Annotated in this window: 24 protein-coding genes; 14 read left to right on the top strand and 10 right to left on the bottom strand. The window is 65.0% G+C overall.

What is annotated here, in order from left to right; translation table 11 throughout:
- Positions 1–91 precede the first annotated feature (91 nt).
- Positions 92–3,028, bottom strand: a complete 2,937-nt coding sequence (uvrA, locus tag ACX0GZ_RS07260; protein ID WP_458814860.1) for an excinuclease ABC subunit UvrA — start codon at positions 3,026–3,028, stop codon at positions 92–94.
- Between the two features lie 356 nt (positions 3,029–3,384).
- Here uvrA and ACX0GZ_RS07255 point away from each other — a divergent pair, with 356 nt between their 5' ends.
- From ACX0GZ_RS07255 to ACX0GZ_RS07240, 4 genes are all read left to right on the top strand, one after another.
- Positions 3,385–3,762 carry a response regulator transcription factor gene (locus ACX0GZ_RS07255; RefSeq protein WP_458814858.1) on the top strand — a complete coding sequence of 126 codons (378 nt, stop codon included), beginning with the start codon at positions 3,385–3,387 and terminating at the stop codon, positions 3,760–3,762.
- A gap of 54 nt (positions 3,763–3,816) precedes the next feature.
- Entirely contained in the window at positions 3,817–4,152 is a 336-nt protein-coding gene (locus ACX0GZ_RS07250; protein WP_458814856.1) for a hypothetical protein, read from the top strand.
- A gap of 18 nt (positions 4,153–4,170) precedes the next feature.
- Positions 4,171–4,623, top strand: a complete 453-nt coding sequence (locus ACX0GZ_RS07245) for a hypothetical protein (RefSeq protein ID WP_458814854.1) — start codon at positions 4,171–4,173, stop codon at positions 4,621–4,623.
- A 198-nt stretch (positions 4,624–4,821) separates the two neighbouring features.
- A complete protein-coding gene (locus tag ACX0GZ_RS07240) occupies positions 4,822–5,703 on the top strand; it encodes a dienelactone hydrolase family protein (RefSeq protein ID WP_458814852.1) in 882 nt (293 codons plus the stop codon).
- 50 nt (positions 5,704–5,753) lie between these two features.
- Here ACX0GZ_RS07240 and mmsB read toward each other — a convergent pair whose 3' ends face one another.
- The 5 genes from mmsB to ACX0GZ_RS07215 form a co-directional block, all read right to left on the bottom strand.
- A complete protein-coding gene (mmsB, locus tag ACX0GZ_RS07235) occupies positions 5,754–6,689 on the bottom strand; it encodes a 3-hydroxyisobutyrate dehydrogenase (protein ID WP_458815264.1) in 936 nt (311 codons plus the stop codon).
- On the bottom strand, positions 6,628–7,404 hold the full coding sequence (locus ACX0GZ_RS07230; RefSeq protein WP_458814850.1) for an enoyl-CoA hydratase: 777 nt from the start codon (positions 7,402–7,404) through the stop codon (positions 6,628–6,630). The genes mmsB and ACX0GZ_RS07230 overlap by 62 nt, the downstream gene beginning before the upstream one ends.
- 13 nt (positions 7,405–7,417) lie before the next feature.
- A complete protein-coding gene (locus ACX0GZ_RS07225; protein ID WP_458814848.1) occupies positions 7,418–8,461 on the bottom strand; it encodes an enoyl-CoA hydratase/isomerase family protein in 1,044 nt (347 codons plus the stop codon).
- 90 nt (positions 8,462–8,551) lie between these two features.
- A complete protein-coding gene (locus tag ACX0GZ_RS07220; protein WP_458814846.1) occupies positions 8,552–9,697 on the bottom strand; it encodes an acyl-CoA dehydrogenase family protein in 1,146 nt (381 codons plus the stop codon).
- 148 nt (positions 9,698–9,845) lie between these two features.
- Positions 9,846–11,342, bottom strand: coding sequence for a CoA-acylating methylmalonate-semialdehyde dehydrogenase (locus tag ACX0GZ_RS07215; protein WP_458814844.1), 1,497 nt, complete (start codon positions 11,340–11,342; stop codon positions 9,846–9,848).
- A gap of 100 nt (positions 11,343–11,442) precedes the next feature.
- On the opposite strand from ACX0GZ_RS07215, the gene ACX0GZ_RS07210 reads away from it, so the two are divergent.
- The 7 genes from ACX0GZ_RS07210 to ACX0GZ_RS07180 all read left to right on the top strand — a co-directional run bounded on the left by ACX0GZ_RS07210 (position 11,443) and on the right by ACX0GZ_RS07180 (position 17,390).
- Complete coding sequence (locus ACX0GZ_RS07210) at positions 11,443–12,363, top strand: LysR family transcriptional regulator (protein WP_458814842.1); 921 nt, start codon at positions 11,443–11,445, stop codon at positions 12,361–12,363.
- Between the two features lie 414 nt (positions 12,364–12,777).
- Entirely contained in the window at positions 12,778–14,079 is a 1,302-nt protein-coding gene (locus ACX0GZ_RS07205; protein WP_458814840.1) for an MFS transporter, read from the top strand.
- The gene (locus tag ACX0GZ_RS07200) at positions 14,076–15,080 is read left to right on the top strand and encodes a helix-turn-helix domain-containing protein (RefSeq protein WP_458814837.1); all 1,005 of its coding nucleotides are present in this window, start codon (positions 14,076–14,078) and stop codon (positions 15,078–15,080) included. Before ACX0GZ_RS07205 ends, ACX0GZ_RS07200 begins: the two co-directional genes overlap by 4 nt.
- Before the next feature lie 100 nt (positions 15,081–15,180).
- Positions 15,181–15,762, top strand: coding sequence for a superoxide dismutase family protein (locus ACX0GZ_RS07195; protein ID WP_458814835.1), 582 nt, complete (start codon positions 15,181–15,183; stop codon positions 15,760–15,762).
- An 81-nt stretch (positions 15,763–15,843) separates the two neighbouring features.
- Positions 15,844–16,320 carry a low molecular weight protein-tyrosine-phosphatase gene (locus tag ACX0GZ_RS07190; RefSeq protein WP_458814833.1) on the top strand — a complete coding sequence of 159 codons (477 nt, stop codon included), beginning with the start codon at positions 15,844–15,846 and terminating at the stop codon, positions 16,318–16,320.
- 52 nt (positions 16,321–16,372) lie between these two features.
- Entirely contained in the window at positions 16,373–16,780 is a 408-nt protein-coding gene (locus tag ACX0GZ_RS07185) for a hypothetical protein (RefSeq protein ID WP_458814831.1), read from the top strand.
- A gap of 13 nt (positions 16,781–16,793) precedes the next feature.
- Positions 16,794–17,390: a DUF4126 domain-containing protein gene (locus ACX0GZ_RS07180; protein ID WP_458814829.1), complete on the top strand. Its 597-nt coding sequence runs from the start codon at positions 16,794–16,796 to the stop codon at positions 17,388–17,390.
- A 39-nt stretch (positions 17,391–17,429) separates the two neighbouring features.
- On the opposite strand, the gene ACX0GZ_RS07175 is transcribed toward ACX0GZ_RS07180, so the two are convergent.
- The gene (locus tag ACX0GZ_RS07175) at positions 17,430–17,858 is read right to left on the bottom strand and encodes a nucleoside deaminase (protein WP_458814827.1); all 429 of its coding nucleotides are present in this window, start codon (positions 17,856–17,858) and stop codon (positions 17,430–17,432) included.
- A gap of 138 nt (positions 17,859–17,996) precedes the next feature.
- Here ACX0GZ_RS07175 and ACX0GZ_RS07170 point away from each other — a divergent pair, with 138 nt between their 5' ends.
- Positions 17,997–19,052 carry a CNNM domain-containing protein gene (locus tag ACX0GZ_RS07170; RefSeq protein ID WP_458814825.1) on the top strand — a complete coding sequence of 352 codons (1,056 nt, stop codon included), beginning with the start codon at positions 17,997–17,999 and terminating at the stop codon, positions 19,050–19,052.
- A gap of 10 nt (positions 19,053–19,062) precedes the next feature.
- On the opposite strand, the gene ACX0GZ_RS07165 is transcribed toward ACX0GZ_RS07170, so the two are convergent.
- On the bottom strand, positions 19,063–19,308 hold the full coding sequence (locus ACX0GZ_RS07165; protein WP_458814823.1) for a hypothetical protein: 246 nt from the start codon (positions 19,306–19,308) through the stop codon (positions 19,063–19,065).
- 192 nt (positions 19,309–19,500) lie between these two features.
- Between ACX0GZ_RS07165 and rpmB the strand changes: the two genes are divergently transcribed.
- Complete coding sequence (gene rpmB / locus ACX0GZ_RS07160) at positions 19,501–19,794, top strand: 50S ribosomal protein L28 (RefSeq protein ID WP_458814821.1); 294 nt, start codon at positions 19,501–19,503, stop codon at positions 19,792–19,794.
- 265 nt (positions 19,795–20,059) lie between these two features.
- Here the strand turns inward: rpmB and ACX0GZ_RS07155 are convergent, their stop codons facing one another.
- Entirely contained in the window at positions 20,060–21,055 is a 996-nt protein-coding gene (locus ACX0GZ_RS07155) for an esterase-like activity of phytase family protein (RefSeq protein WP_458814819.1), read from the bottom strand.
- Between the two features lie 174 nt (positions 21,056–21,229).
- Between ACX0GZ_RS07155 and ACX0GZ_RS07150 the strand changes: the two genes are divergently transcribed.
- Positions 21,230–21,619 carry a glycine zipper 2TM domain-containing protein gene (locus tag ACX0GZ_RS07150; protein WP_458814817.1) on the top strand — a complete coding sequence of 130 codons (390 nt, stop codon included), beginning with the start codon at positions 21,230–21,232 and terminating at the stop codon, positions 21,617–21,619.
- 538 nt (positions 21,620–22,157) lie between these two features.
- On the opposite strand, the gene phbB is transcribed toward ACX0GZ_RS07150, so the two are convergent.
- Positions 22,158–22,880, bottom strand: coding sequence for an acetoacetyl-CoA reductase (gene phbB / locus ACX0GZ_RS07145; protein ID WP_458814815.1), 723 nt, complete (start codon positions 22,878–22,880; stop codon positions 22,158–22,160).
- Between the last annotated feature and the right edge of the window lie 8 nt (positions 22,881–22,888).

Genomic DNA, 22,888 nt, shown 5'->3' with positions numbered 1-22,888 from the left:
TCCTTCACCCCCAACAACGGCGCCAAATACCGCCCGGTAAAGCTCTGCGGCTTTTTCACCTCCTCCTCCGGCCCTTCGCCACCACCGACGCTTACGCGTCGGCTTCGCTCAGGACAGGCTCGTCCCCGGTCGCGCGCTGCAACAGCGGTGCGAGATAGCGGCCCGTGAAGCTCTTTGGTTCGGCGGCTACCTTTTCGGGGACGCCCTCCGCAACAATCTCCCCACCCTTCACGCCGCCTTCCGGCCCGAGGTCGAGAATCCAGTCGGCGGTCTTGATGACGTCGAGGTTGTGCTCGATCACGACGACCGAGTTGCCCTGTTCGACCAGCGCGTGGAGCACTTCGAGCAGCTTCCTCACATCCTCGAAATGCAGCCCCGTGGTGGGTTCGTCCAAAATATACAGCGTGTTGCCGGTGGCGCGGCGGGCGAGTTCCTTGGCGAGTTTGACGCGCTGGGCTTCGCCGCCGGAGAGCGTCGTCGCCTGTTGCCCGACCTTGATATAGCCGAGGCCCACTTCGGCCAGCATCGCCATCTTGTCGCGGATGGGGGGGACGGCCTTGAAGAATTCGACCGCGTCCTCGACCGTCATGTCGAGTATGTCGGCGATGCTCATCCCCTTGAACTTCACCTCCAGCGTTTCGCGGTTGTAGCGCGCGCCGTGGCAGACGTCGCACGTCACATAGACGTCGGGGAGGAAGTGCATCTCGATCTTTAGCAAGCCGTCGCCGGTGCAGGCTTCGCAGCGGCCGCCCTTTACGTTGAAGCTGAAACGGCCGGGTTTGTAGCCGCGCGCCTGTGCTTCGGGGAGCCCCGCGAACCAGTCGCGGATGTTGGTGAAGGCGCCGGTATAGGTCGCGGGGTTGGATCGGGGGGTACGGCCGATCGGCGACTGGTCGATGTCGATGACCTTGTCGAGATGCTGGAGCCCGTCGACCTTGTCGTGCTTGCCCGCGAGGATGCGCGCGCCGTTCAGCGCGCGGGCGGCGGCGGCGTAGAGCGTGTCGATGGTGAAGCTCGACTTGCCCGATCCCGATACGCCGGTGATGCAGGTGAAGGTGCCGAGCGGGATCGACGCGGTGACGCCGGTCAGGTTGTTGGCGGTGGCGTTGTGGACGGTGACCTTCTTGCCATTGCCCTTGCGGCGCTTCGCGGGGATGGGGACGGCGCGGGTGCCGTTGAGGTAATCGGCGGTGACCGATTTCTTCGATTTTAGGATGGTCTTGAGCGTGCCGTGGGCGACGATTTCGCCGCCATGGACGCCCGCGCCCGGACCCATGTCGATGACGTAGTCTGCCGTGCGGATCGCATCCTCGTCATGTTCGACCACCAGCACGGTGTTGCCGAGATCGCGCAGTCGGCGCAGCGTTGCGAGCAGCATGTCGTTGTCGCGCTGGTGCAGGCCGATCGAGGGTTCGTCTAGGACATAGAGGACGCCCGACAGGCCGGAGCCGATCTGCGACGCGAGGCGGATGCGCTGGGACTCGCCGCCCGACAGGGTGCCGGAGGTGCGGTTGAGGTTGAGATAGTCGAGCCCGACATTGTTGAGAAAGCCGAGGCGCTCGTCGATCTCCTTCAGGATGGCGCGGGCAATCTCCGCCTGCTGGCCGGTGAGCTGCGCGGGGAGTTCGGCGAACCAGGCGAGGGCGTCGACCACCGACAGGCGCGTGACGCTGGAAATATCGCGCATGGCGACCTTTACCGCGAGCGCTTCGGGTTTGAGGCGGGCGCCGTGGCAGGTCTCACAGGCGTGGGACGCCTGATATTTGGAGAGTTCCTCGCGCATCCAGGCGCTCTCGGTCTGGAGCAGGCGGCGGTTGAGGTTGCCGATGACGCCTTCGAAGGGTTTCTTGACGTCATACGACTTGCGGCCGTCGACGAAGGTGAGGGTGACGGGCTTGCCGCGGGTGCCGTGGAGGATGACCTGCTGGTGTTCGGGGGCGAGATCCTTCCACGCGGTGTCGAGGCTGAAGTCATAGGCGCGCGCGAGCGAGCCCAATACCTGCATGTAATAGGGGCTGGGCGGGTTCGATTTGGCCCAGGGGACGACCGCGCCCTTTTTGATGGTGAGGTCGTGGTTGGGGACGACGAGGTCGGCGTCGAATTCCATCCGCTCGCCCAGACCGTCGCACGCGGGGCAGGCGCCCTGGGGGGCGTTGAAGGAGAAGAGGCGGGGCTCGATCTCGGCGATGGTGAAGCCCGAGACCGGGCAGGCGAAGCGTTCGGAGAAGACGATGCGGTTGGGGGGGATGCCCGCGCCCTTCATCGCACCTGCATCGGACGCTTCGTCCTCGCGGCCGGGGACGACCGCGTCGACGAGGTCGGCATAGGCCAGGCCGTCGGCGAGTTTCAGCGCGGCTTCGAAGCTTTCGGCCAAGCGCGTGGCGATGTCGGCATGGACGACCAGGCGGTCGACGACGACCTCGATGTCGTGCTTGTATTTCTTGTCGATCGAAGGGGCTTCGTCGATTTCATAGAGTTCGCCATCAATGCGGACGCGGGTGAAGCCCGCTTTCTGCCACTCGGCCAGTTCCTTCTTATACTCGCCCTTGCGGCCGCGAACGACGGGGGCGAGGAGGTAGAGGCGGGTGCCTTCGGGGAGCGCGAGGACGCGGTCGACCATCTGGCTGACGGTCTGGGCGCTGATCGGCTCTCCGGTCGCGGGCGAATAGGGGATGCCGATCCGCGCCCATAACAGCCGCATGTAATCGTAGATTTCGGTGACGGTGGCGACGGTCGAGCGCGGATTGCGGCTGGTGGTCTTTTGCTCGATCGAGATCGCGGGGCTCAGCCCCTCGATATGCTCGACATCGGGCTTCTGCATCATCTCCAGGAACTGGCGTGCATAGGCCGAGAGCGATTCGACGTAGCGGCGCTGCCCCTCGGCATAGATGGTGTCGAAGGCGAGGCTCGATTTGCCGCTGCCCGACAGGCCGGTGATGACCGTCAGCGTATCGCGCGGGATGTCGATGTCCACGCCTTTGAGATTATGCTCGCGCGCGCCGCGGACGGAGATGTGGGTAAGGCTCATGCGGGGGTTCTAGCTTTGTTCTGACGGAGGGGCCAGAGGGGAGATAGGGGTGCGCAGCGAGAGTTTCGAGGGGAGCGCGTCGACGATAGGTCGTCGCGGGGCGGCGGCGACCGCCCCGCGACGTGCGATTGGGTTTCGGCGGGTCAGGTTACCCTGACGGATAGCAGTTCACACGACGCCCCCGCCGTCGTGAACCCCCCGGAGCAATGGCTAATCCGCCTGTTCGCGAGATCGAATCTCTCACCGCCAGCGCTCGTTTTGCTACTGGAGATGGCGAATCAGGTAGTTGCCTGGGTAATGCCTAGCATCGGTCATTTGACCATGACGCGCGCGGTATCATTTGATACCAGTCCGGAATGGACAAGACAGAGCGCCTCCTTGGTCTGCTCAGTGAGCGCCAGCGCCAGTGCATGGAGCTGGTAGCCCGGCAACACACGTCCAAAGAAATTGCACGCGCGCTGAACCTTAGTCCTTCCACCGTCGATAATCACATCCAGGCTGCGATGGAGCGGCTGGGGGTTCGTTCGCGCGCGGACGCCGTGCGATTGCTGAGCGGAGATATCGCGGGCCGCAGCGACGCTTCTCGTCGATGGTTGCCGCCGATTGGCGGGCAACTAAACCGAGGGTCGATCGCCAGGCGGTATTCGCAAGTCATGCTCGTTGCGTTGCTGGGAACGATGGTCATGGCAGCGATCGTTATGACCATTGCGGGTATAGTTCATCTTTTCACATAAACCGCCCCTCGTAATTTTGAACACAGGCAATCCAGCCAAGTTCAGAGGAACGACATGTACGAAATCAAACATGCGGTGGGTGACGTTGTGGCGAACGATACACAGACATCGGTGGCGGCTTTGGACAACGCTCTGGCCGCGCAATCGCGGATGTGCGCCAGCATCATTGAAGCCGCTGCGGACTCGCGGTTGCCGATCGCCGCTACGCAGAGCCTGCTGGAAAATCTGGCGCATGGAATCAATGGTCTGGCAGCCAGTCGCGGTAATATGGTGGTTGCCGTACGAGAACTGACCCGTATCCAGGCAAGCAGTAATCTTGAAACCACATCATTCGGTTGCCCCGGCGGACTGCGCCCGATGAACTCCGCGTCGCTTGAAATGATCGACTAGCGCGTTCAAAGCCGGACTATGTTGGTAGCGCTCGTTTTCTGGTCATTCATGATCGCCAGTTATAGTCTGGTAATGCTTTATGGCGGGCGAGAGGCACGGATTTTCATTCATTTCGTGCTCCTCGCCGCGCTTGCCACCTTGTTGGCTTTCATGACCCTTGCGATCGACGATTATGCTCTGGCGGTCCTTTTGATCGACGGCATGCTGTTGGCCGTCGCTCTCTGTTTCGTTGCACGTTCGCAATCATTCTGGCCGATCTGGTTCGCCGGATTTCATGTGGTCGGCGTCGCAACGTCAAAAGCGCGCTTGTTGTTTCCGAATGATATTCCCCAGATTTACGAAACCCTGTCCGGCTTCTGGGCAATTCCGGCACTGATCGCGATGGTCGTGGCGGTCATTCGCGATCGATCGTTGCTAGGCGGTGACCATGCGGTGCGCCGGGCGCGCGCGCATGAAACACGGCGGTTTTGACGGACAGGATCCAAGGCAGTCTGACCGACACTCCATTGGTCAATCGCATGCCCTGACCCGCCGCGTGAGGCGCGCGAGGCTCGCGAGCGGCCAGCGCAGTTGACGGCCCCTTTTCCGCATCATGCTTGCGGCAGCGCGGCTTGCGGCTAAGCTGCGAGCCGGTCGCGGCTGCTGGCCGGGCGAACGGGAGACGGTGCGATGTGTGACGATCGGCAGATGAAGGCGCTGGGCGAACAAGGCTTCGACTGGACGATGAACCGGCGCCAGTTCGCGTTGCTTGGCGCGGCTGGCGCGGTGGCGGCGTGCACGCCGATGGCGGGCGGCACCGGCGGCGATGCGGAGGGACTGACCGAGGAAATGGTCAGCTTTGCGACGCCGGACGGGACGATGGATGCGTTCTTCGTACGCCCGGCAAGCGGTCGTTATGCCGCGATCCTGACCTGGCCCGATATTGCCGGGGTACGCGAGGCGTTTCGCGAGATGGCGCGACGGCTGGCGCGGCAGGGCCATGCGGTGCTGGTGGTCAATCCCTATTACCGGGCGGTGCCATCGGATCAGTTCAAGGATTTCGCGGGGTTCGCCGCAGACGGCGGGTTCCAGAAGGTCGGGCCGTGGCGCAAGCAACTGACCCCGGAAGCCGTGATGCGCGATGCGGCCGCGGCGATCGGGTGGCTCGACCGCCAGGCGTCGGTCGATGTTCGGCGCGGGGTCGGCACGCATGGTTATTGCATGGGCGGGCCGTTCACGGTGTTCAGCGCCGCCGCAGTCCCGGCGCGGGTGCGCGCGGCGGTGTCGCTGCACGGCGGCGGGCTGGTGCGCGGCGAAGAGCCGACGAGCCCCCACAAGCTGCTGGCCCGCACGCGCGCCAGCTATCACATCGCGGTGGCGCAGGACGACGACGCAAAGGCGCCGAACGACAAGACGGCGTTCAAAACGGCTGCCGATGCGGCCGGACGGACGGCGACGGTGGAAGTCTATCCCGCCGACCACGGCTGGACGGTGCTCGACAGCCCGGCTTACGACCAGGCGCAGGCCGAACGCGCCTGGGCAGCGATGAGCGGGCTATTCCGGGCGCTGTAAAGCGGCGCGAGCAATTGAGGGGGCTGGCGAGGCGCGCACGCCGCCCCCGATCAAAGCGTCCGAATGATCCCCGAAAAATCCACGCCGCCCTGTCCGCCGTCGACGAACGCGCCGTACAATTCCGCCGCGCGCTTGCCCATCGGCGTGTCCACGCCCGATCCTTGCGCCGCTTCCATCGCTAGCTTCAAATCCTTGAGCATCAGCGCCGCCGCAAATCCGCCCGCGAAGTCGCGGTCCGCCGGGCTTTCCGGCCCCACGCCCGCGACCGGGCAGTACGACGTCATCGACCAGCTCTGCCCCGACGACACCGAGGAGATATTGTAAAAGGTCTGCGGGTCGAGGCCCAGTTTCTCGGCCAGCGCGAACGCCTCGCACGTCGCGATCATGGTCGCGCCCAGCAGCATGTTGTTGCAGATCTTGGCTGCCTGACCCGCGCCATTGCCCCCGGCATGGATCACCGCCTTGCCCATATCGTCCAGAAACGCCTTGGCCCGCTCGAACCCGGCGTTGGAGCCGCCCACCATGAAGGTCAGCGATCCCGCATTGGCCGCCGCGATCCCGCCGGATACGGGCGCATCGACCGCCGTCAGCCCCTTCGCCGCCGCCGCTTCTGCCACGCGCTTGGCGGTCTCAACGTCGATGGTCGAACAGTCGATCAGCACCGCCGCGGTATCGGCCACCCCGAACACGCTCTCGGCATAGACCGCCTCGACATGGGTCCCGGCGGGCAACATGGTGATCACCGCCTCGGCCCCTTCCGCCGCCTCCGCCGCACTGGCGACCGGCAGGCACCCGGCCTTCTCGGCCCGCTCCAGCGCCTCTGCCGACAGGTCGAACGCGCGAACGTCATGCCCCGCCTTGGCCAGGTTCGCGGCCATCCCGCCGCCCATATTGCCAAGCCCGATAAATCCGACGCGTGCCATGTTATTTCCCCTTCCAGTCGCCGGCGCGCTTCTCGACGAACGCCGCCATGCCTTCCTTCTGATCCTCGGTCCCGAACAGACCGTTGAACAGCCGCCGCTCGAACTGCACGCCCTGGGCCAGGGGCAATTCGAACGCCGCATTGACCATTTCCTTGTTCGCCAGCACCGCCAGCGGCGCCATCGACGCGATGGTCTGGGCGGTCTTCACCGCCTCCTCGACCAGCTCGGCGGCGGGAACGATGCGCGCGACCAGCCCCGCCCGCTCGGCTTCCTCGGCATCGATCATCCGCCCGGTCAGGCACATTTCCATCGCCTTGGCCTTGCCCACCGCCAGCGCCAGGCGCTGCGACCCGCCCATGCCGGGCGATACCGCCAGCTTGATCTCCGGCTGGCCGAATTTGGCGGTGTCGGCGGCCAGGATGAAGTCGCACATCATCGCCAGCTCACACCCGCCGCCCAGCGCGTATCCCGCCACCGCGGCGATCACCGGCTTCCGAGTCCGCCCGAACTGCTCCCAGCCCGCGAAATGGTTGGTGCCGAACATGTCGGCAAAGCCCATCTCCTGCATCTCCTTGATGTCCGCCCCCGCCGCGAACGCCTTCTCGCTGCCGGTGATGACAGCGCACCCCTGCGACGCATCGGCATCGAACGCCGCCAGCGCGTCGAGCAGGTCGGCGAGGACTTGCGCGTTCAGCGCGTTCAACGCCTTCGGTCGGTTGAGCGTGATCAGCGTCACGCGATCGCGCTGCTCGACGAGAATGGTTTCGTAGTCGGTCATGGCGTTCATTTCCTCAATTCGGCGACCATTCCTGGTCGGCCGACAACGGCGCGAAGATTTGGTCGATCAGATGATCGCTGATGTCCTCCGGCGTGGCGGGGTTCCAACGCGGGGCATTGTCCTTGTCGACGATTACCGCGCGGACGCCTTCGATGAAGTCATGGCGCTGGACGACCTTCGAGGCAACGGCGAACTCCTGGCGCATCTCGTCTTCGAAAGTCGGCATCGACTTGCCGTCGAGCAGGAGTTTCAAGCTGACCTTCATCGTTTGCGGCGACTTGGTCTTCAGCGTCGCGAGTTGTGCCTGCGCCCACTCACTGTCGTCGGCTTCCAGCGCGGCAAACACTTCCTCCAGCTTGTCGGAGACGAACAGCCGGTCGATCGCGTCGCGATTCGCGAGGATGCACGCGTCGGGCGGCGTGATGGAAAGCGCGCTGAGGATCGCGTCGATCGCCTGCGGATCGTCGGCGATGCGGCGCTTGGCCTCATCCAGCGCGTCGCTCGGCAGATAATGGGTGGCAAGGCCGAGCGCCAACGCCTCCGCCCCGTCGATCCGTGCGCCGGTCAGCGCCAGATACTGACCGACACGGCCGGGCAGTCGCGACAGAAACCAGCCGCCGCCGACATCGGGAAACAGGCCGATGCCCGTCTCCGGCATGGCGAATTTGGTGTTCTCGGTCGCGACGCGAAACCGCGCGGGCTGGGAAATGCCGACGCCGCCCCCCATGGTGATGCCGTCCATGAACGCGACGATCGGCTTGGCGTGGGTAAACAGCCGGTGGTTCATCCGGTATTCGGTGCGGAAGAAGTCGCGCGCCGCCGCGCCGTCGCCTGCACCGCTGTCGGCGAGCATGCGGATATCGCCGCCCGCGCAGAAACCGCGTCCGTCGGCATGGTCGATCAGGATGGCTTCGATCGCGGGGTCTTCGGCCCAGCCATCGAGCGCGTCGATGACCGCAGCGCACATCTCCGTCGTCAGCGCATGGATCGCCTTGGGGCGGTTCAGGCGGATGCGGCCGATCGGGCCTTGGGTTTCGATCAGTAAGTCCTGGGTCAAATACCAAACTCCGTTGGTTTCGAGCGAAGTCGAGAAACCTGATCCCACCCCCACGTTTCTCGACTTCGCTCGAAACGAGCGGGGTTGGGACTATTGCCGCGTCAGGTCACGCCCCACGATCATGCGCATCACCTGGTTGGTGCCCTCAAGGATCGAATGCACCCGCAGGTCGCGCCAGAAGCGTTCGATCGGATAGTCCTGCAAATAGCCATAGCCGCCGTGCAATTGCAGCGCGTCGTTGACGATCTTCGAGCCGCTGTCGGTCGCCAGCCTTTTGGCCATCGCCGCAAAGCGTGTCTTGTCGGGCGCGTTCGCCGTCACTTTCGCCGCCGCAACATAGAGCAGCGCCCGCGCCGCCTCCAGATCGGTCGCCATGTCGGCCAGCATGAACTGGGTGTTCTGAAAGTCCGCGATCGGCTTCCCGAATTGCTGGCGGTCCTTGGTATAGGCAACCGCTTCGTCCAGACAGCGTTGCGCGCCGCCCAGCGAACAGGCGCCGATATTCAGCCGACCGCCGTCCAGGCCCATCATCGCGATGCGGAACCCTTCGCCTTCGCCGCCGACCAGGTTCTCCGCTGGAACACGGACATCCTCCAGCACCAGCGCTGCAGTCGGTTGCGAATGCCAGCCGAGCTTCTTTTCCTGCGCGCCGAAACTGACGCCGGGCATGTCCTTCTCGATCACCAGGCACGAAATGCCCTTCGGCCCATCCTCTCCGGTGCGGACCATCGTCACATAGACTTCGTTCTCGCCGCCGCCCGAGATGAACTGCTTGGTGCCGTTGACGACATAATGGTCGCCGTCGCGAACCGCGCGGGTCTTGAGCGCGGCGGCGTCGGAGCCCGAGGACGGCTCGGTCAGGCAATAGCTGGCGATGCGGTCCATCGTGACGAGCGACGGAAGGTACTTGTCCTTCACCGCCTGCCCGCCAAAGCGGTCGATCATCCACGACGCCATGTTGTGGATCGAGATGAAGGCGCTGGTCGACGGACAGCCATAGGCCATCGCCTCCATGATCAGCGCCGCCTCCAGCCGCCCGAGATTGATGCCGCCCGATTCTTCCGAGACATAGATCGAGGCGAATCCAAGCTCGGCCGCGGCCTTGATCGTGTCACGCGGGAAGATGTGCTTTTCGTCCCACTCCGCGGCGTGCGGGGTGATGCGGTCAGCGGTGAAGCGGCGCGCAAGTTCGTGGATCTCGCGCTGCTCGTCGGTGAGGTCGAACTGGTTGGTCATAAGGAGCCTTTACAAGATCCTCCCCCATCGGGGGAGGTGGCAGTCGCGTCAGCGGCTGACGGAGGGGGCGACCCAAGCGTGGCGCTTGCGGCAAGCCCCCTCCACCATGCTTCGCATGGTCCCGCTCCCCCGATGGGGGAGGAATTGGTCACCCCATCGTCGGGATGACGAACGCGTTGCTGCCATCGGGCGATCCGTCGGGCCAGCGTTGGGTGATCGTTTTGACCTTGGTCCAGAACTTCACGCCTTCCATGCCGTGCTGGTTGGTGTCGCCAAACGCCGACCGCTTCCACCCGCCGAACGTGTGATAGGCGACCGGCACCGGAATCGGCACGTTGATGCCGACCATGCCGACATTGACGCGCGCGGCAAATTCGCGCGCGGCGTGGCCGTTTCGCGTAAAGATCGCGACGCCGTTGCCATATTGATGCTGGCTGGGCAGGCGGACGGCTTCCTCGAAATCCCTGGCGCGGACGATCTGGAGGACGGGGCCGAAGATTTCCTCCTTGTACGCGCTCATCTCCGGCGTGACGTGATCGAACAGCGACGGCCCGATGAAGAAGCCCTCTTCATGCCCCTGCAATTTGAACCCACGCCCATCGACGACCAGCTCGGCGCCTTCGTCCACCCCAGTCTGGATCCAGTTCTCGACGCGCTGCTTGTGCGCGGCATTTACGACGGGGCCATAATGTGCCTCGTCATCGGTGGAGACACCGACGCGCAGCTTTTCGATCGCCGGGATCAGCTTCTCGCGCAAGCGATTGGCGGTATCCTCGCCCACCGGCACCACAACCGGCAGCGCCATGCAGCGCTCGCCTGCCGATCCGAAGGCCGCGCCCGACAGGTCGTTCACCACCTGGTCGAGGTCGGCGTCAGGCATGACGATGCCGTGGTTCTTTGCGCCACCCATCGCCTGCACCCGCTTTCCGGCAGCGACCCCGCGATTATAGACATAATGCGCGATATCGGACGATCCGACGAAGCTGATCGCACCGATCGCCGGATGGTCGAGGATCGCGTCGACCATTTCCTTGTCGCCGTGGACGACCTGAAGAATGCCTTCGGGCAGACCGGCTTCGCGGAACAGTTCGGCGAGGCGGACAGGAACCGAAGGGTCGCGCTCGCTGGGCTTCAGGATGAACGCGTTGCCGGTGGCGATCGCGACGCCCGACATCCACAACGGGATCATCGCCGGAAAATTGAACGGCGTGATCCCCGCGCCGATGCCGATCGGCTGACGCATCGAATATACGTCGATCCCCGGCCCTGCGCCCTGGGTATATTCGCCCTTCAGCACATGCGGGATGCCGCAGCAGAATTCGATGACTTCCAGCCCGCGCTGGATATCGCCCTTGGCATCGGCGATGACCTTGCCATGTTCCGAGCTGAGCATCCGCGCCAGCTCGTCCATGTTCTTCTCGACCAGCGCCTTGAAATTGAACATCACGCGCGCACGCCGCTGCGGATTGGTCGCGGCCCATGCGGGCTGTGCGGCCTCCGCTGCGGCGACTGCCTTTTCGAGTTCGGCCTGGCCGCCCAACGACACCTTGGCCTGGACGGCACCCGAATTGGGGTCGAACACATCGCTGGTCCGGGCGCTGCCGCCACCGGAATGGCCGACGATCACATGGTCGATCACACGCATCGCATCGCTCTCCTGTAAATTCTTTGGGTCGAGTGTCGGCGCAACCCGACTGCAAATCAACCGCTGGACGTGCAGATGCGCCCTGCAATAATGCAGGTGGATGGACTGGAGTGACCTGCCCTTCTTCCTAGCCGTCGCGCGCACCGGCCAGATCGCGCGCGCCGCCAGCGCCACCGGCAGCGACGCGACCACGGTCGGGCGCCGCATCCGCCGCCTGGAACGCAGCATCGGCGAGCGACTGTTCGAACAGACCGCCGAAGGCCAGCTGCTCACCCCGACCGGCCAGGCCCTGCTCAACAAGGCAGAAGCGATGGCGCGGATCGCGGGCGAAATCGGCGAAGCGACGCGCGGCCGCCAGCCCTTGCGCGGCACGGTGCGGGTCAGCGTGGCGGAGGGCTTCGGCACCTGGTTCATCAGCCGCCATCTGGGCGAGTTCGCCGACGCGCATCCCGGCGTCGAGGTCGATCTGGTCGCCAGTTCGGGCTTCCTCAATCCGGGCAGGCGCGAAACCGATCTGGCGGTGCTGCTGGCGCGACCACGGCGCGGGCCGCTGATCGTGCGCAAGCTCGCCGATTATCGATTGCGGCTATACGGCGCGACCGCGCAGATCGCGGCGCATCCGGTATCTTCATCCCGCGACCTGCACGGGCGACGGATGGTCGGATATATCCCCGATATTCTGTACGCGCCCGAACTGCGTTACGTGGACGAACTGCCCGTCGATCGCGCGCCGCCGCTGCGATCGTCGAGCATCAATGCTCAGGCCAAGATGATTGCGGCCGGGGCGGGGATCGGCATCCTGCCCTGCTTTATCGGCGACGCCGAACCCGGTCTGACGGCGATCCTGCCCGATTTGTCGATTCAGCGGAGCTTCTGGCTGACGACCCACCGCGAGACCCAGGGATTCGCCCAAGTCCGGGCCTTTGCCGACTGGCTGTCGTCCCTTGCGGCGCGCCATCGGGCAATCCTCGATGGTGAAATTTCCCCATCGTCTCAATCAAGCGGCTTTTCGAATGAGTAAGTCAGCGGCCGCAGGACTTGTCTCAACTTTGAGACGCAAGGGCATTTTCGGATCGGGTTCGACCGCATATTCATCGGCTCGACACTTAACCGGGGGGTTGGGAGTTCGAAAAATCGCGATTGGCGTACTCCGCCATCACAATTTTCGGACGGTCGATCGGGTAATAAAGGCTCAGGTGATTCGAATGGCGGATCGTCGCGGCCCCGAAAGCCTCGATAATCGGCAATTCCGCTTACCGTGCTTATCGGCCGTCATGCATCAGCGTGTCGTTCGAATCCGTCCTCCGGTCGCCAACGGGTACGCGACCCAACCCGTTGGCGCCGGGGGACGGATAATCTCTGGTTTCAGGTGTCTTTGTCGGGGGGAAGGCGGTCGCTTGATCGGTCGGATTACGCACGATGCTTGGGGGCAAGCGTGCTGACCGATCGCCCGCTTTCCACCGACCGACCCGCGCCACCCTGCGCCGCTCCCTCCATAAGCGCGGATCGTCCACCGCCCGGCGCGACCTGGCTGCTCGTGATCGGCGTCTATCTCGCCTATTTCGACCGGTTCGTGCCGTCCGCCGGGGCGACCTTCCTGAAGCGCGAACTCGGGCTTTCGGATGCCGGTTTCGGGCTGTTTGCGGGCAGCCTGTTCGCGATCGCCTATGCCGCAGGGGCGGTCCTTTTCGGCCATCTGGCAAGGGGGCGGGCGCTGGCGTCGTTCCTGATCGCTGGTGTCGCGATGTGGACCGGCGGCATCATCGGTATCGGCTATGCCACCCGTGCGGAGCATTTCGCGGCGGCGCAGATCGTCGTCGGATTCGGCCAGGCGGCATTCATCCCCGCAGCGGTTTCGGCAATTTCATCGGCGGGAAATCCCGTCCGCATCGGTCGGCTGACCAGCCGGTTCAGCATGGCGTCATCGATGGGACGCAGCAGCGCGGCGCTGACGGCCGGCGCGATCATCGCCGCGATCGGAGCGTTCGCGATGGCGGCCCCGGTCGGCCTGCCGCAGGCGTGGCGGGCGACGTTCCTGCTGACCGCGCTGCCCAATTCCCTGCTGCTGGTGGCGTTGCTCGTCATGATCGTCCGGCAACAGCGGCGCGCCGTCATCCAACCCATCGCGCGCTTGCACATCATGACCCGTGCCCAGGGATCGCTGGTGGTCGCGGCCTGCGCCGCCATAGTGGTGATCCAGTCGACGGCGATCTGGTTTCCGACACTGCTCGCGCGGCTTCACGGGATCGAACCCGCGCGCGCCGCGATCCTGGTCGGGATTGTCACGCTCGTCAGCGCGCCAGCCGGGCAACTGGTCGGCGGGCGATTGTCGGACAGGCTTGCGCCGCGTGGCCTTGCGCCGACCGCAATCGTGATCCTGGGGATTGCGGCTGCCGGTTTGGCGTTGCTTCTGCTGACGGCGATGCCACGCCCGATGGCGGCGCTGATCTTGCTCGGCAGCGCCAATCTGGCGTTGGGCATCGCGTCGGTATCCGCGCTCGCCGGATTGCAGCGCGAAACGCCGGTCGCCGATCGGCCGCGCATCAACGGTTATTTCTTCGCCACCATCACCCTGGTCGGACTCGGCATCGGCCCGGCGCTGACCGGCGTGCTGAGCGACGCAGGGGCCGATGCGGCAACCGCATTGCCGCGCGCGCTGACGATTGTCGCCGCGGCGATGTTCGTGCTGGCGATCGCCGCGCACTTGTTTGCGCGGGCGGCCACGAATAGGCAGTGACCGTGGATCGGGAATCGCGCGCATTTCTGGGATTCGACAGCGCGGCCTTGCCGGTTGCGGAGCGGTTCGACGCCTATCACGCGCTTTATGCCCGCGGTGCCGATGCGATGGCGACCGGACCCGATTTCACCGTTGCGATGCGCGGCTGGCGGCTCGACCGCGCGCTGCTGTACGACCGACGGCTCACCGATGTCGCGCATGTCCGCGATGGCAGCCGCGCCAATCGCGACGGGTTCGATCATTTCACGCTGACCCTGGTGCTTCGGGGCGAGTTTCACAGCGATGTCGGCGACGGATATCGCCGGGTCGCCCCCGGCGATATCCTGATGATCGACATGCTGCGCCCGATGCGCAACCACGCGCCCGACGCGCATGTGCTGACCCTCAGCCTCGCGCGGACCGGCCTGATCGCGGCGACGGGCAGCGCGCAGGGGTGGCACGGCCACATCGTCCCGAGCATATGCGGATTCCTGCTGGCCGATCATATCGCATCGCTCGCGCGGCATGGCGGATTGCTGTCGCCCGCGTCGCTGATGGCGATCGGTCGGGTTACCGTCGATCTGCTGGGCGTCGCGCTCACCCCGTCGCCGTGGCGTGAAACGCTCGACCATGATCGCCTGCATGCCGAGCGGCGCGACCGGGTGCGGGCCTTCATCGCAGAGCGGCTGTCCGACCCCGCGCTCGGCCCAGACATGCTGGTCGCGCGGTTCGGCCTGTCGCGCGCAACGCTCTATCGCGATTTCGCGTCATGGGGCGGTCTCGCCCGCTACATCCGCGACCAGCGACTGGAACGATTGCGCGAGCGGCTGTCGGCAGGGGACCCGCGCCCGATCGCAGCGGTCGCCGAAGCCGTGGGTCTCGATCACGAAGGCCGCGCCAGCGACGCGTTTCGAAAGCGGTTCGGTCAGCGTCCGGGCGCCTATCGCCGGATGATCGCGCGCGAAACGCAGCTGGACGGCACCACTCGCCAGATGGCCGAATGGCAAAGCGAATTGCGCTGACAACGGGCTTGACAACCGGGCTGTGTTGGCCGCCGAAGGAACTTCGCGCGCGCCTCGTTCATTGGCACCTTCAAACCGATCAACCGCACGGAGAAGAAAAATGCGCGCATTCGCTTCCGCCACTGCCCTCGCCGCCAGCATGGCGCTGCTCGCCGCCTGTTCCTCAGAGCCGGCGAACGACACGATCACCGCCGACAACAGGCTCGACAATATGCTGGCCGAAATGCCCGAAGAGGGCATGGCGACGACGCTGACCGCTCAGATTCTTACCGCCGACGGCACCAATGTCGGCACCGCGACCGCAACGGAAACCGATGGCGCGATTCAGGTGACGGTCAACGGCACCGGCATGCCGCCGGGCGAGCGCGGCTTCCACATCCATCAGGTCGGCGCGTGCGACGGCCCTGATTTCCAGACCGCGGGCGGCCACTGGAATCCGACCAATGCTCAGCACGGCACCGACAATCCGAACGGCCCGCACGCGGGCGACATGCCCAATCTGAACGTCGGCGCGGACGGCACCGCGACCGCGACCTTCACGCTTCCGGCGGGCAGCTTTGCCGGGCTGATGGACGGCGACGGATCGGCGATCGTCGTGCACGAAGGGCCGGACGACATGCGCACCGATCCGTCGGGCGACAGCGGCGGCCGCATCGCCTGCGGCGTGTTCGCCGCCGGATAAGCGTCGGCATCGCCTCCGGTCGGCGCGCGTGGTAAGAGCGTAGCGGTTTCGCGAATGCAAACGCGCGCCGATGGGAGGATGATGGCCGACCGTTCGATCCTGTTCGTCTGCCTTGGCAATATTTGCCGCTCGCCGCTCGCCGAGGCCGCGTTCCGGCGCGAGGCGGAGGCGCTGGGCCTGTCGGTTTCGGTCGCATCCGCCGGGACCGGTGACTGGCATGTCGGATACGGTGCCGATCCGCGCGCAATCGCTTGCGCCGCGCGCAACGCCGTCGATCTGAACGGCCACCGAGCACAGCAGGTAAAGCCCGTTCATTTCACCCAATATGACCATATCGTCGCGCTCGACCGCCACAATCTGCGCGACCTGATGGCGATGGCGCCCGACGACGCGACAGCGCGCGTCTCGCTGTTGCTCGATCATGTGCCAGGCCGTGCGGGCGAAAGCGTCGCCGATCCGTATCAGGGCGACGACCGCGATTTCGACCGGGCTTGGCGCGACGTCCGCGCGGGCGCGGCGGCGCTGGCGCGCAAACTCCGCCCCCAAGCCTCCACGTGATTGACAAGAATAACACACCAACCCACATTTGAGCTTTGAAGGGAGACGGCGCATGGCGAAAAAAGGCGGCAAGTCGAAAGGCAAGGACGAGAAACCGGGCTTCACCTTTGCCGGGATCGACATTCCTGCGGCACTCAAGGGCAGCGGCGTCACCGTCGACAATCTGACCAAGCATCCGCTGGTCGCCGGGCTTGCCGCGATGGCGCTCGAATCGCTTGCCAGCCAGATTCGCGCCAAGACCGCCGCGACAAGTGCCGCCGCCGCGCCCGCCCCGGCGGCTCCCGAACCTGCACCCACGCCTACCCCTGCCCGCAAGCCGGTGGCCCGCAAACCGGCGGCAAAGAAACCCGCTGCGAAAAAGGCCGCAGCCAAACCGGTCGCGAAGAAACCGGCAGCCAAACCCGCCGCGAAGAAGTCCGCGGCAACGGCATCCGCGTCGAAACCCAAACCGGCGTCCTGATCGGGCGAACGCGGTGGGCGCGGTCGAGATCATCGGGCTCGCCGCGAGCGTCAGCCTGCTTGCGGGGTGGCGGCTCTATTTCACCGTCGCCGTCGTCGGGCTGGCGATGCGCACCGATTGGGTCGATCTGCCGAACCATCTCGCCGCGCTCGACGCGCTTGCCAATCCCTGGGTGATCGGAATTGCCGCGCTGGGCGCGCTCGCCGAATTCTTCGCCGACAAGATCGCCTGGCTCGACAGCCTTTGGGACGGGGTTCACACCGTCATCCGCCCGATCGGCGGCGCGCTGCTGGCACTGGCGATCGTCGATCCGGGCGATCCCGCATGGCAGGTAATTGCCTTACTGCTGGGCGGCGGCGCGTCGCTGATGACCCACGGCGCCAAGGCGGGGACGCGCGCGGTGGTCAACACCAGTCCCGAGCCGTTCAGCAATGTCGTTGTCTCGACCGGAGAAGATGTCGCGACCGGCGGGCTGCTGCTGCTGGCGCTCGCCAACCCGATCGCGGCAGTGGTGATCGCGGTGCTGATCCTGGCGGCGACGATATTGTCGCTGGTGCTGATCCGCCGCGCGCTGGGCAGGGTATTCGGGCGAAAGAAGGCATCGCCCTGAGCTGGCGGCGCCTACCCCCAACTCTCTCCCGGAGATCGCTTACCGCTTTCCCGCGAAAAAACCCCGCAACAATTCCCCCGCTTCGCCCTCCAAGATGCCGCCATAGACCTCGGGCCGGTGGTGGCAGGTGGGTTGCCCGAAAAACCGCGGGCCATGCTCCACCGCGCCGCCCTTGGGATCGCTCGCGCCGTAATAAAGCCGCGCGATCCGGGCATGGGCGATCGCGCCCGCGCACATCGCGCACGGCTCCAGCGTGACGAACAGGTCGCATCCCTCCAGCCGGTCGCTGCCGATCGCCGCAGCTGCCGCACGGATCGCGACGATCTCTGCATGCGCGGTCGGATCATACGTCGCGCGCGGCGCATTGGCGCCGCGCCCGATCACCACCCCGTCCTTCACCACGACTGCCCCCACCGGCACCTCGCCTCGCGCCGCCGCCGCGCGTGCATCGTCAAGCGCGATTCGCATCCAGGCGGGCAAGGGTTGTATCGAGGCGGGGGCGTCGTCCACGTCCATGCTGTCGCCCAGCCGATGATTTAGTGCAACATCGACGCGCTTCGTGCATTGACAGCGCCGACGATCCGCTATCGAGACCGCCTTTCCCCCATGACCCTGCTGATTACCTATGTCGCCGTCGCGCTGGCCGTGTCGTTCCTGTGTTCGCTGCTGGAAGCATCGCTGCTGACGATCACCCCGTCGGCGATCCAGACCGCCAAAACACAGGGCAAGGCCTGGGCACCCAAACTCGATCGGCTGAAACAGGATGTCGAGCGCCCGCTGGCGGCGATTCTGACCCTAAATACCGTGGCGCATACGATGGGCGCGGCGGGCGCAGGCGCGCAATATGCTCGCATCTACGGCAACGGAACCGAGGCGATCTTCGCCGCGATCCTGACCGTCGCCGTCCTGATCCTCACCGAAATCATCCCCAAGACGATGGGCGCACGCTATGCGACCGCGCTTGCGCCTTTCACCTCGCGGCTGCTGCCGGTGATGATCGTCGCGCTCAAACCGCTGGTCTGGTTTTCCCAGGCGATCACGCGGATCATCACCCTGGGCAAGCCCGCCGACGCGCCCCAGCATCGCGAGGAATTGCTGGCGGTCGCCCAGATGGGCCGCGATTCGGGGCAGTTGCACGGGCGGGAGACGCAGTTCCTCCACAACATGCTGCAACTCGATCGGGTGACGATCGCCGATGTAATGACGCCGCGCATCGTCATCTTTTCGCAGCCGATGGGACAGAGCCTGTCGCAATTCATCGACGCGATCGACGACACGCCGTTCAGTCGCATTCCGCTCTATCGCGACAATCCCGACGCGATCGAGGGGTTCGTTCTGAAAAGCGAGGTGCTGACGCGCTGCATCCGCGGGCATGACGGCCCGGTGGAGGATCTGCTGCGCCCGATGGGCAGCACGCTGGCGCATGTCGCGCTCGACAAACTATTCCAGCGCATGATCGCCGAACATCACCACATCATGCTGGTGGTCGACGAATATGGCAGCCCCACCGGCATCGTCACGCTTGAGGACGTGCTGGAAACCGTATTCGGGTTCGAGATCATCGACGAGGTCGATCGCATCCCCGACCTGCAAGCCTATGCCCGCGATCTGTGGAAGGAACGCGCGGCACGGCTGGGAACAGCCGTGCCGCCGCGCCTTTGATGATTTCGGTTTACTGGGCCGGCGGTGTCGCCGGTGCGGCCTTTTCGACCTGAAGCGTCGGCACTTCGACGGTCTTGTTGGTGGTGGTCACATCGACCCGGCCGACATCGACGTCGAATTTGGGTGCCTGTCCCCCTTCGATCTTGACCGTCGGCAACTGCGCCGACCGTTCCTGGTCGAAACTGATCATGCCCAGCGACAGCAGGACGATGACGATCAGGGCGACGATGCCCAGCAAGATGAGGATTCCACGCATGGACCAAAACTCCCTTTCTCGATTCGCGCGTTGATCCACTCGAATCGCTGCCGTAATAACGTGGTGCGGCGCGCCGGGTTGCATGGCCGCCATCGCAGAATCGGTTGACGGCACGGCCCCCAGCGGTTATCCGCCCGCACTTTCCAGGGGTCGTTCGCGATCCCGCACACGCGAAAAGCCAGGATAAAACGCATGTCGCGCATTTGCGAGCTGACCGGCAAGGGCCGGCTGGTGGGGAACAATGTTTCCCACGCCAACAACAAGACCAAGCGCACCTTTCTGCCCAATCTGCAGAATGTGACGCTGATGTCGGAATCGCTCGAAAAGAGCGTGCGCCTGCGCGTGTCGACCCACGGCCTGCGTTCGGTCGAACATAATGGCGGCCTTGACAACTGGCTGATCAAGACCAGTGACGACGACCTGTCGCTGCGCGCACGCCGCCTGAAGCGCGACGTCCGCAAGAAGCTCGCCGAACAGGCTGCCTGATTCGGCATAGGGCTGGCGCGCGACGCGACGGCCTTTCCCGAATTTCGGTTCTGACGACCCTGCCATGCCCCGCGCATGGCGGGGTTGTTGCCGTTTGGGGGTAGCTCCCTTCGTTTCGAGCGAAGTCGAGAAACACGGGCTTGGCGAGTGCCCCGAAGCGTCCAGGTCCGTCATTCCCGCGAAGGCGGGAATCCATACGCGCCGACATGGGTTATGGATTCCCGCCTTCGTGGGAATGACGATCAGGGGTTCGAAATCGTCGCCATCACTCTTCCGCCAACCGAAACTTGAGCAGCAAACTCCGCTGCGGCCACTGCATGTTATGGTCGGTCGCGAGCCAGACGATCGTGTCCACGCCCTCGCGCAACACCGATACCGCCTCGAAATTGTCGCGCCCGAAACCCGACCATAGTCCGCCACCCAGCCGTGCGATCTCGCGTCCGGTCACCACGGCACCCGAACGGATGTCGGCGGGATCGACGATCGTCACCGCGGCCTCGAACCCGCTCGGCCAGACGACGCGCCGGTTGACGACGATTACCCGGCCATCGGGCAGTTCATCGGCTGCCGTCGCGTTGAACTCGGCGGGCGGGCGATAATAAAAGCGCGAGGCGACCGCACCCGGCTCGACCGGATCGCGATCGAACATCAGCGCATGATAGCTGCCCTCCGGCGCATCCCGGCGTGCGCTTTCCGACAGGATCAGGAAGCGCCCGTCGCGCAGCCGTGCCATTGCCTCCGGCCCGCCATTGCGCGGCCAGCGGTGCATCGCCGCCGGTCGAACCGCTCCGGTCGCGCGGTGCAGCGTCGCGTCATAGCGCCAGATCGCGTTGGCATTTTCGAACGCCACCCAATGCGTCCCCGTCTCGGGGTCGACCGCCAGCGCCTCGCTGTCGCGGTCGCGCTTTTCCCATCCGGTGCGCGGTCCTTGGGATAATTCGGCGAACGACGCATCGCGGATTCGCCAGTCGTCGTCCATCGCGAAACGAACGACGCCGCCGCCATCGCTCAACAGCAGGAACCGGTCGCCTTGGACATGCAATGCCGAAAACCCGCCGAAGGCCGGGTCGGGGCTCTTCAGTTCCAACCCGCCCAGATATTCGAGCGCACCGATTCGGCTTTGCGCGCGATCGGCGGACAGCTGCGACAGATAGCGCGCGTCGATCCGCGCTTCTTTCCCCAGCAATGGCAGCCGCGCGTCCCCCGACCAGCCGGGAACCAGCGCCAGCACCAGAAAGGGGGAAAGCCATGCACGCCGCATCGCCCCCCCCTTAGCGACCCTGCCCCCGCCCGCCAGCACCCAATGAATGTGAACGGCAAATAACCGACGCATTCAGCATCGGCTCAATGCGAATCACCCATAACCGCTCTTGTCGACACCGGGTGGGCCCGGCGCCGGCACGAAATCGAAACGTGAAAAACGAGGAGATATATAATGTTGAACAAGCTCACGCTCGTTGGTGCCGCGTTCGCGATGGGTGCCACTGCGCTCGCCGTTCCGGCTGCTCCGGCTCAGGCCGCGAGCTTTACCGCAGTTTCCAGCGCGGCAAGCTATTATGGCTATGACCAGCGCTATCGCAGCGATCGTCGTTACAACAACCGCAATTACCGTAACGACCGTCGCTATTACAACAACAACCAGCGCTGCAAGGACGGCGACGGTGGCACCGTGATCGGTGCAGTTGCAGGCGGCCTTCTGGGCAATCAGGTCGCAGGCCGCGGCGACCGCCTGGTCGGCACCGTCCTCGGGGCAGGCGTCGGCGCTCTTGCCGGTCGCGCCATCGACCGCAGCGATCCGCCGCAGGGCTGCCGCCGCAGCCGCTAAGGCGCACACAGCTTCCTTCGTGTAGCGTATCCGAAGGCGGGAAGGCCGGTCTCCGAAAGGAGGCCGGTCTTTTTCGTTGGGGCGAAGGCGCGGCGCAAGACCGCGCCGATGCAAGCAAAGCGAAGCATCGCCCCAACCGGCCAGCGGGTCGGCAAAGCCGGTCCCGTCTGACGTCATGGACGGCGGCTTTGCCGTCGGCCTTGGGGGGCGCTAACCTGCACTTCAAATCCGTTCGTTTCGAGCGAAGTCGAGAAACGCCTGACAACGCAGGCCGATAGCGTTTCTCGACTTCGCTCGAAACGAACGGAGAAATATGTGATACCTACCGCGCTCAGGCTGAGCTTGTCGAAGCCGGGTGAGACACACCACGCTTCGACAGGCTCAGCGTGAGCGCGAATCGGCGGGCCGCAAGCCCATCAAAGGCCGACGGCAAAGCCGCCGTCCATGACGTCAAACGGGATTGGCTTGCGCCAACCCGCTGGCCGTGCCGGGCCGTGCGCTTCGCGCACCGGTTGCATCGTAGCGCGACCTCGGCCCGTCAGTACATATGCTGCCCGCCATTGATGCTCAGCGTCGATCCGGTAACGAACCCGCCCTCGTCCGAGCACAGAAACGCAACCCCGCGCGCGATTTCGTTTGCCTGACCCAGTCGCCCGACCGGAATCTTCGCGACGATCTTTTCCAGAACATCCGCAGGAACCGCCGCGACCATGTCGGTGTCGATATAGCCCGGCGCGATCGCGTTGACCGTCACGCCTGCCCGCGCGCCTTCCTGCGCCAGCGCCTTGGTAAAGCCATGGATGCCACTCTTCGCTGCGGCGTAATTGACCTGGCCATATTGCCCGGCCTGACCGTTGATCGACCCGATATTGACGATGCGGCCCCATTTGCGCTCGCGCATGCCGGGGAACACCGCCTTTGCCATGTTGAAGCAACCGCCCAGATTGGTGTCCATGACCTCTTTCCACATCTGATAGGTCATTTTCAGGATCGTGCCGTCGCGGGTGATGCCGGCATTGTTGACCAGCACATCGACTGGCCCCAGATCCTCCGCGATCTGTCCGACGCCCGCCTGGCAGGCGTCGTAATCGGCGACGTCGAACTTGTAAGCCTTGATCCCCGTGCGATCGGTAAATTCGGCGGCGCGCTGTTCGTTGCCGGCGTAATTGGCAGCGACGGTCATGCCCATGTCGCGGAGCGCCAGGCTGATCGCCTCGCCGATCCCGCGCGTTCCTCCGGTAACGATTGCGACGCGTGCCATATGCCTCT

Source organism: Sphingomonas aestuarii, from assembly GCF_054457155.1.
The sequence above is the reverse complement of the archived record's forward strand: the minus strand, read 5'-3'. Positions and strand labels throughout refer to the sequence as shown.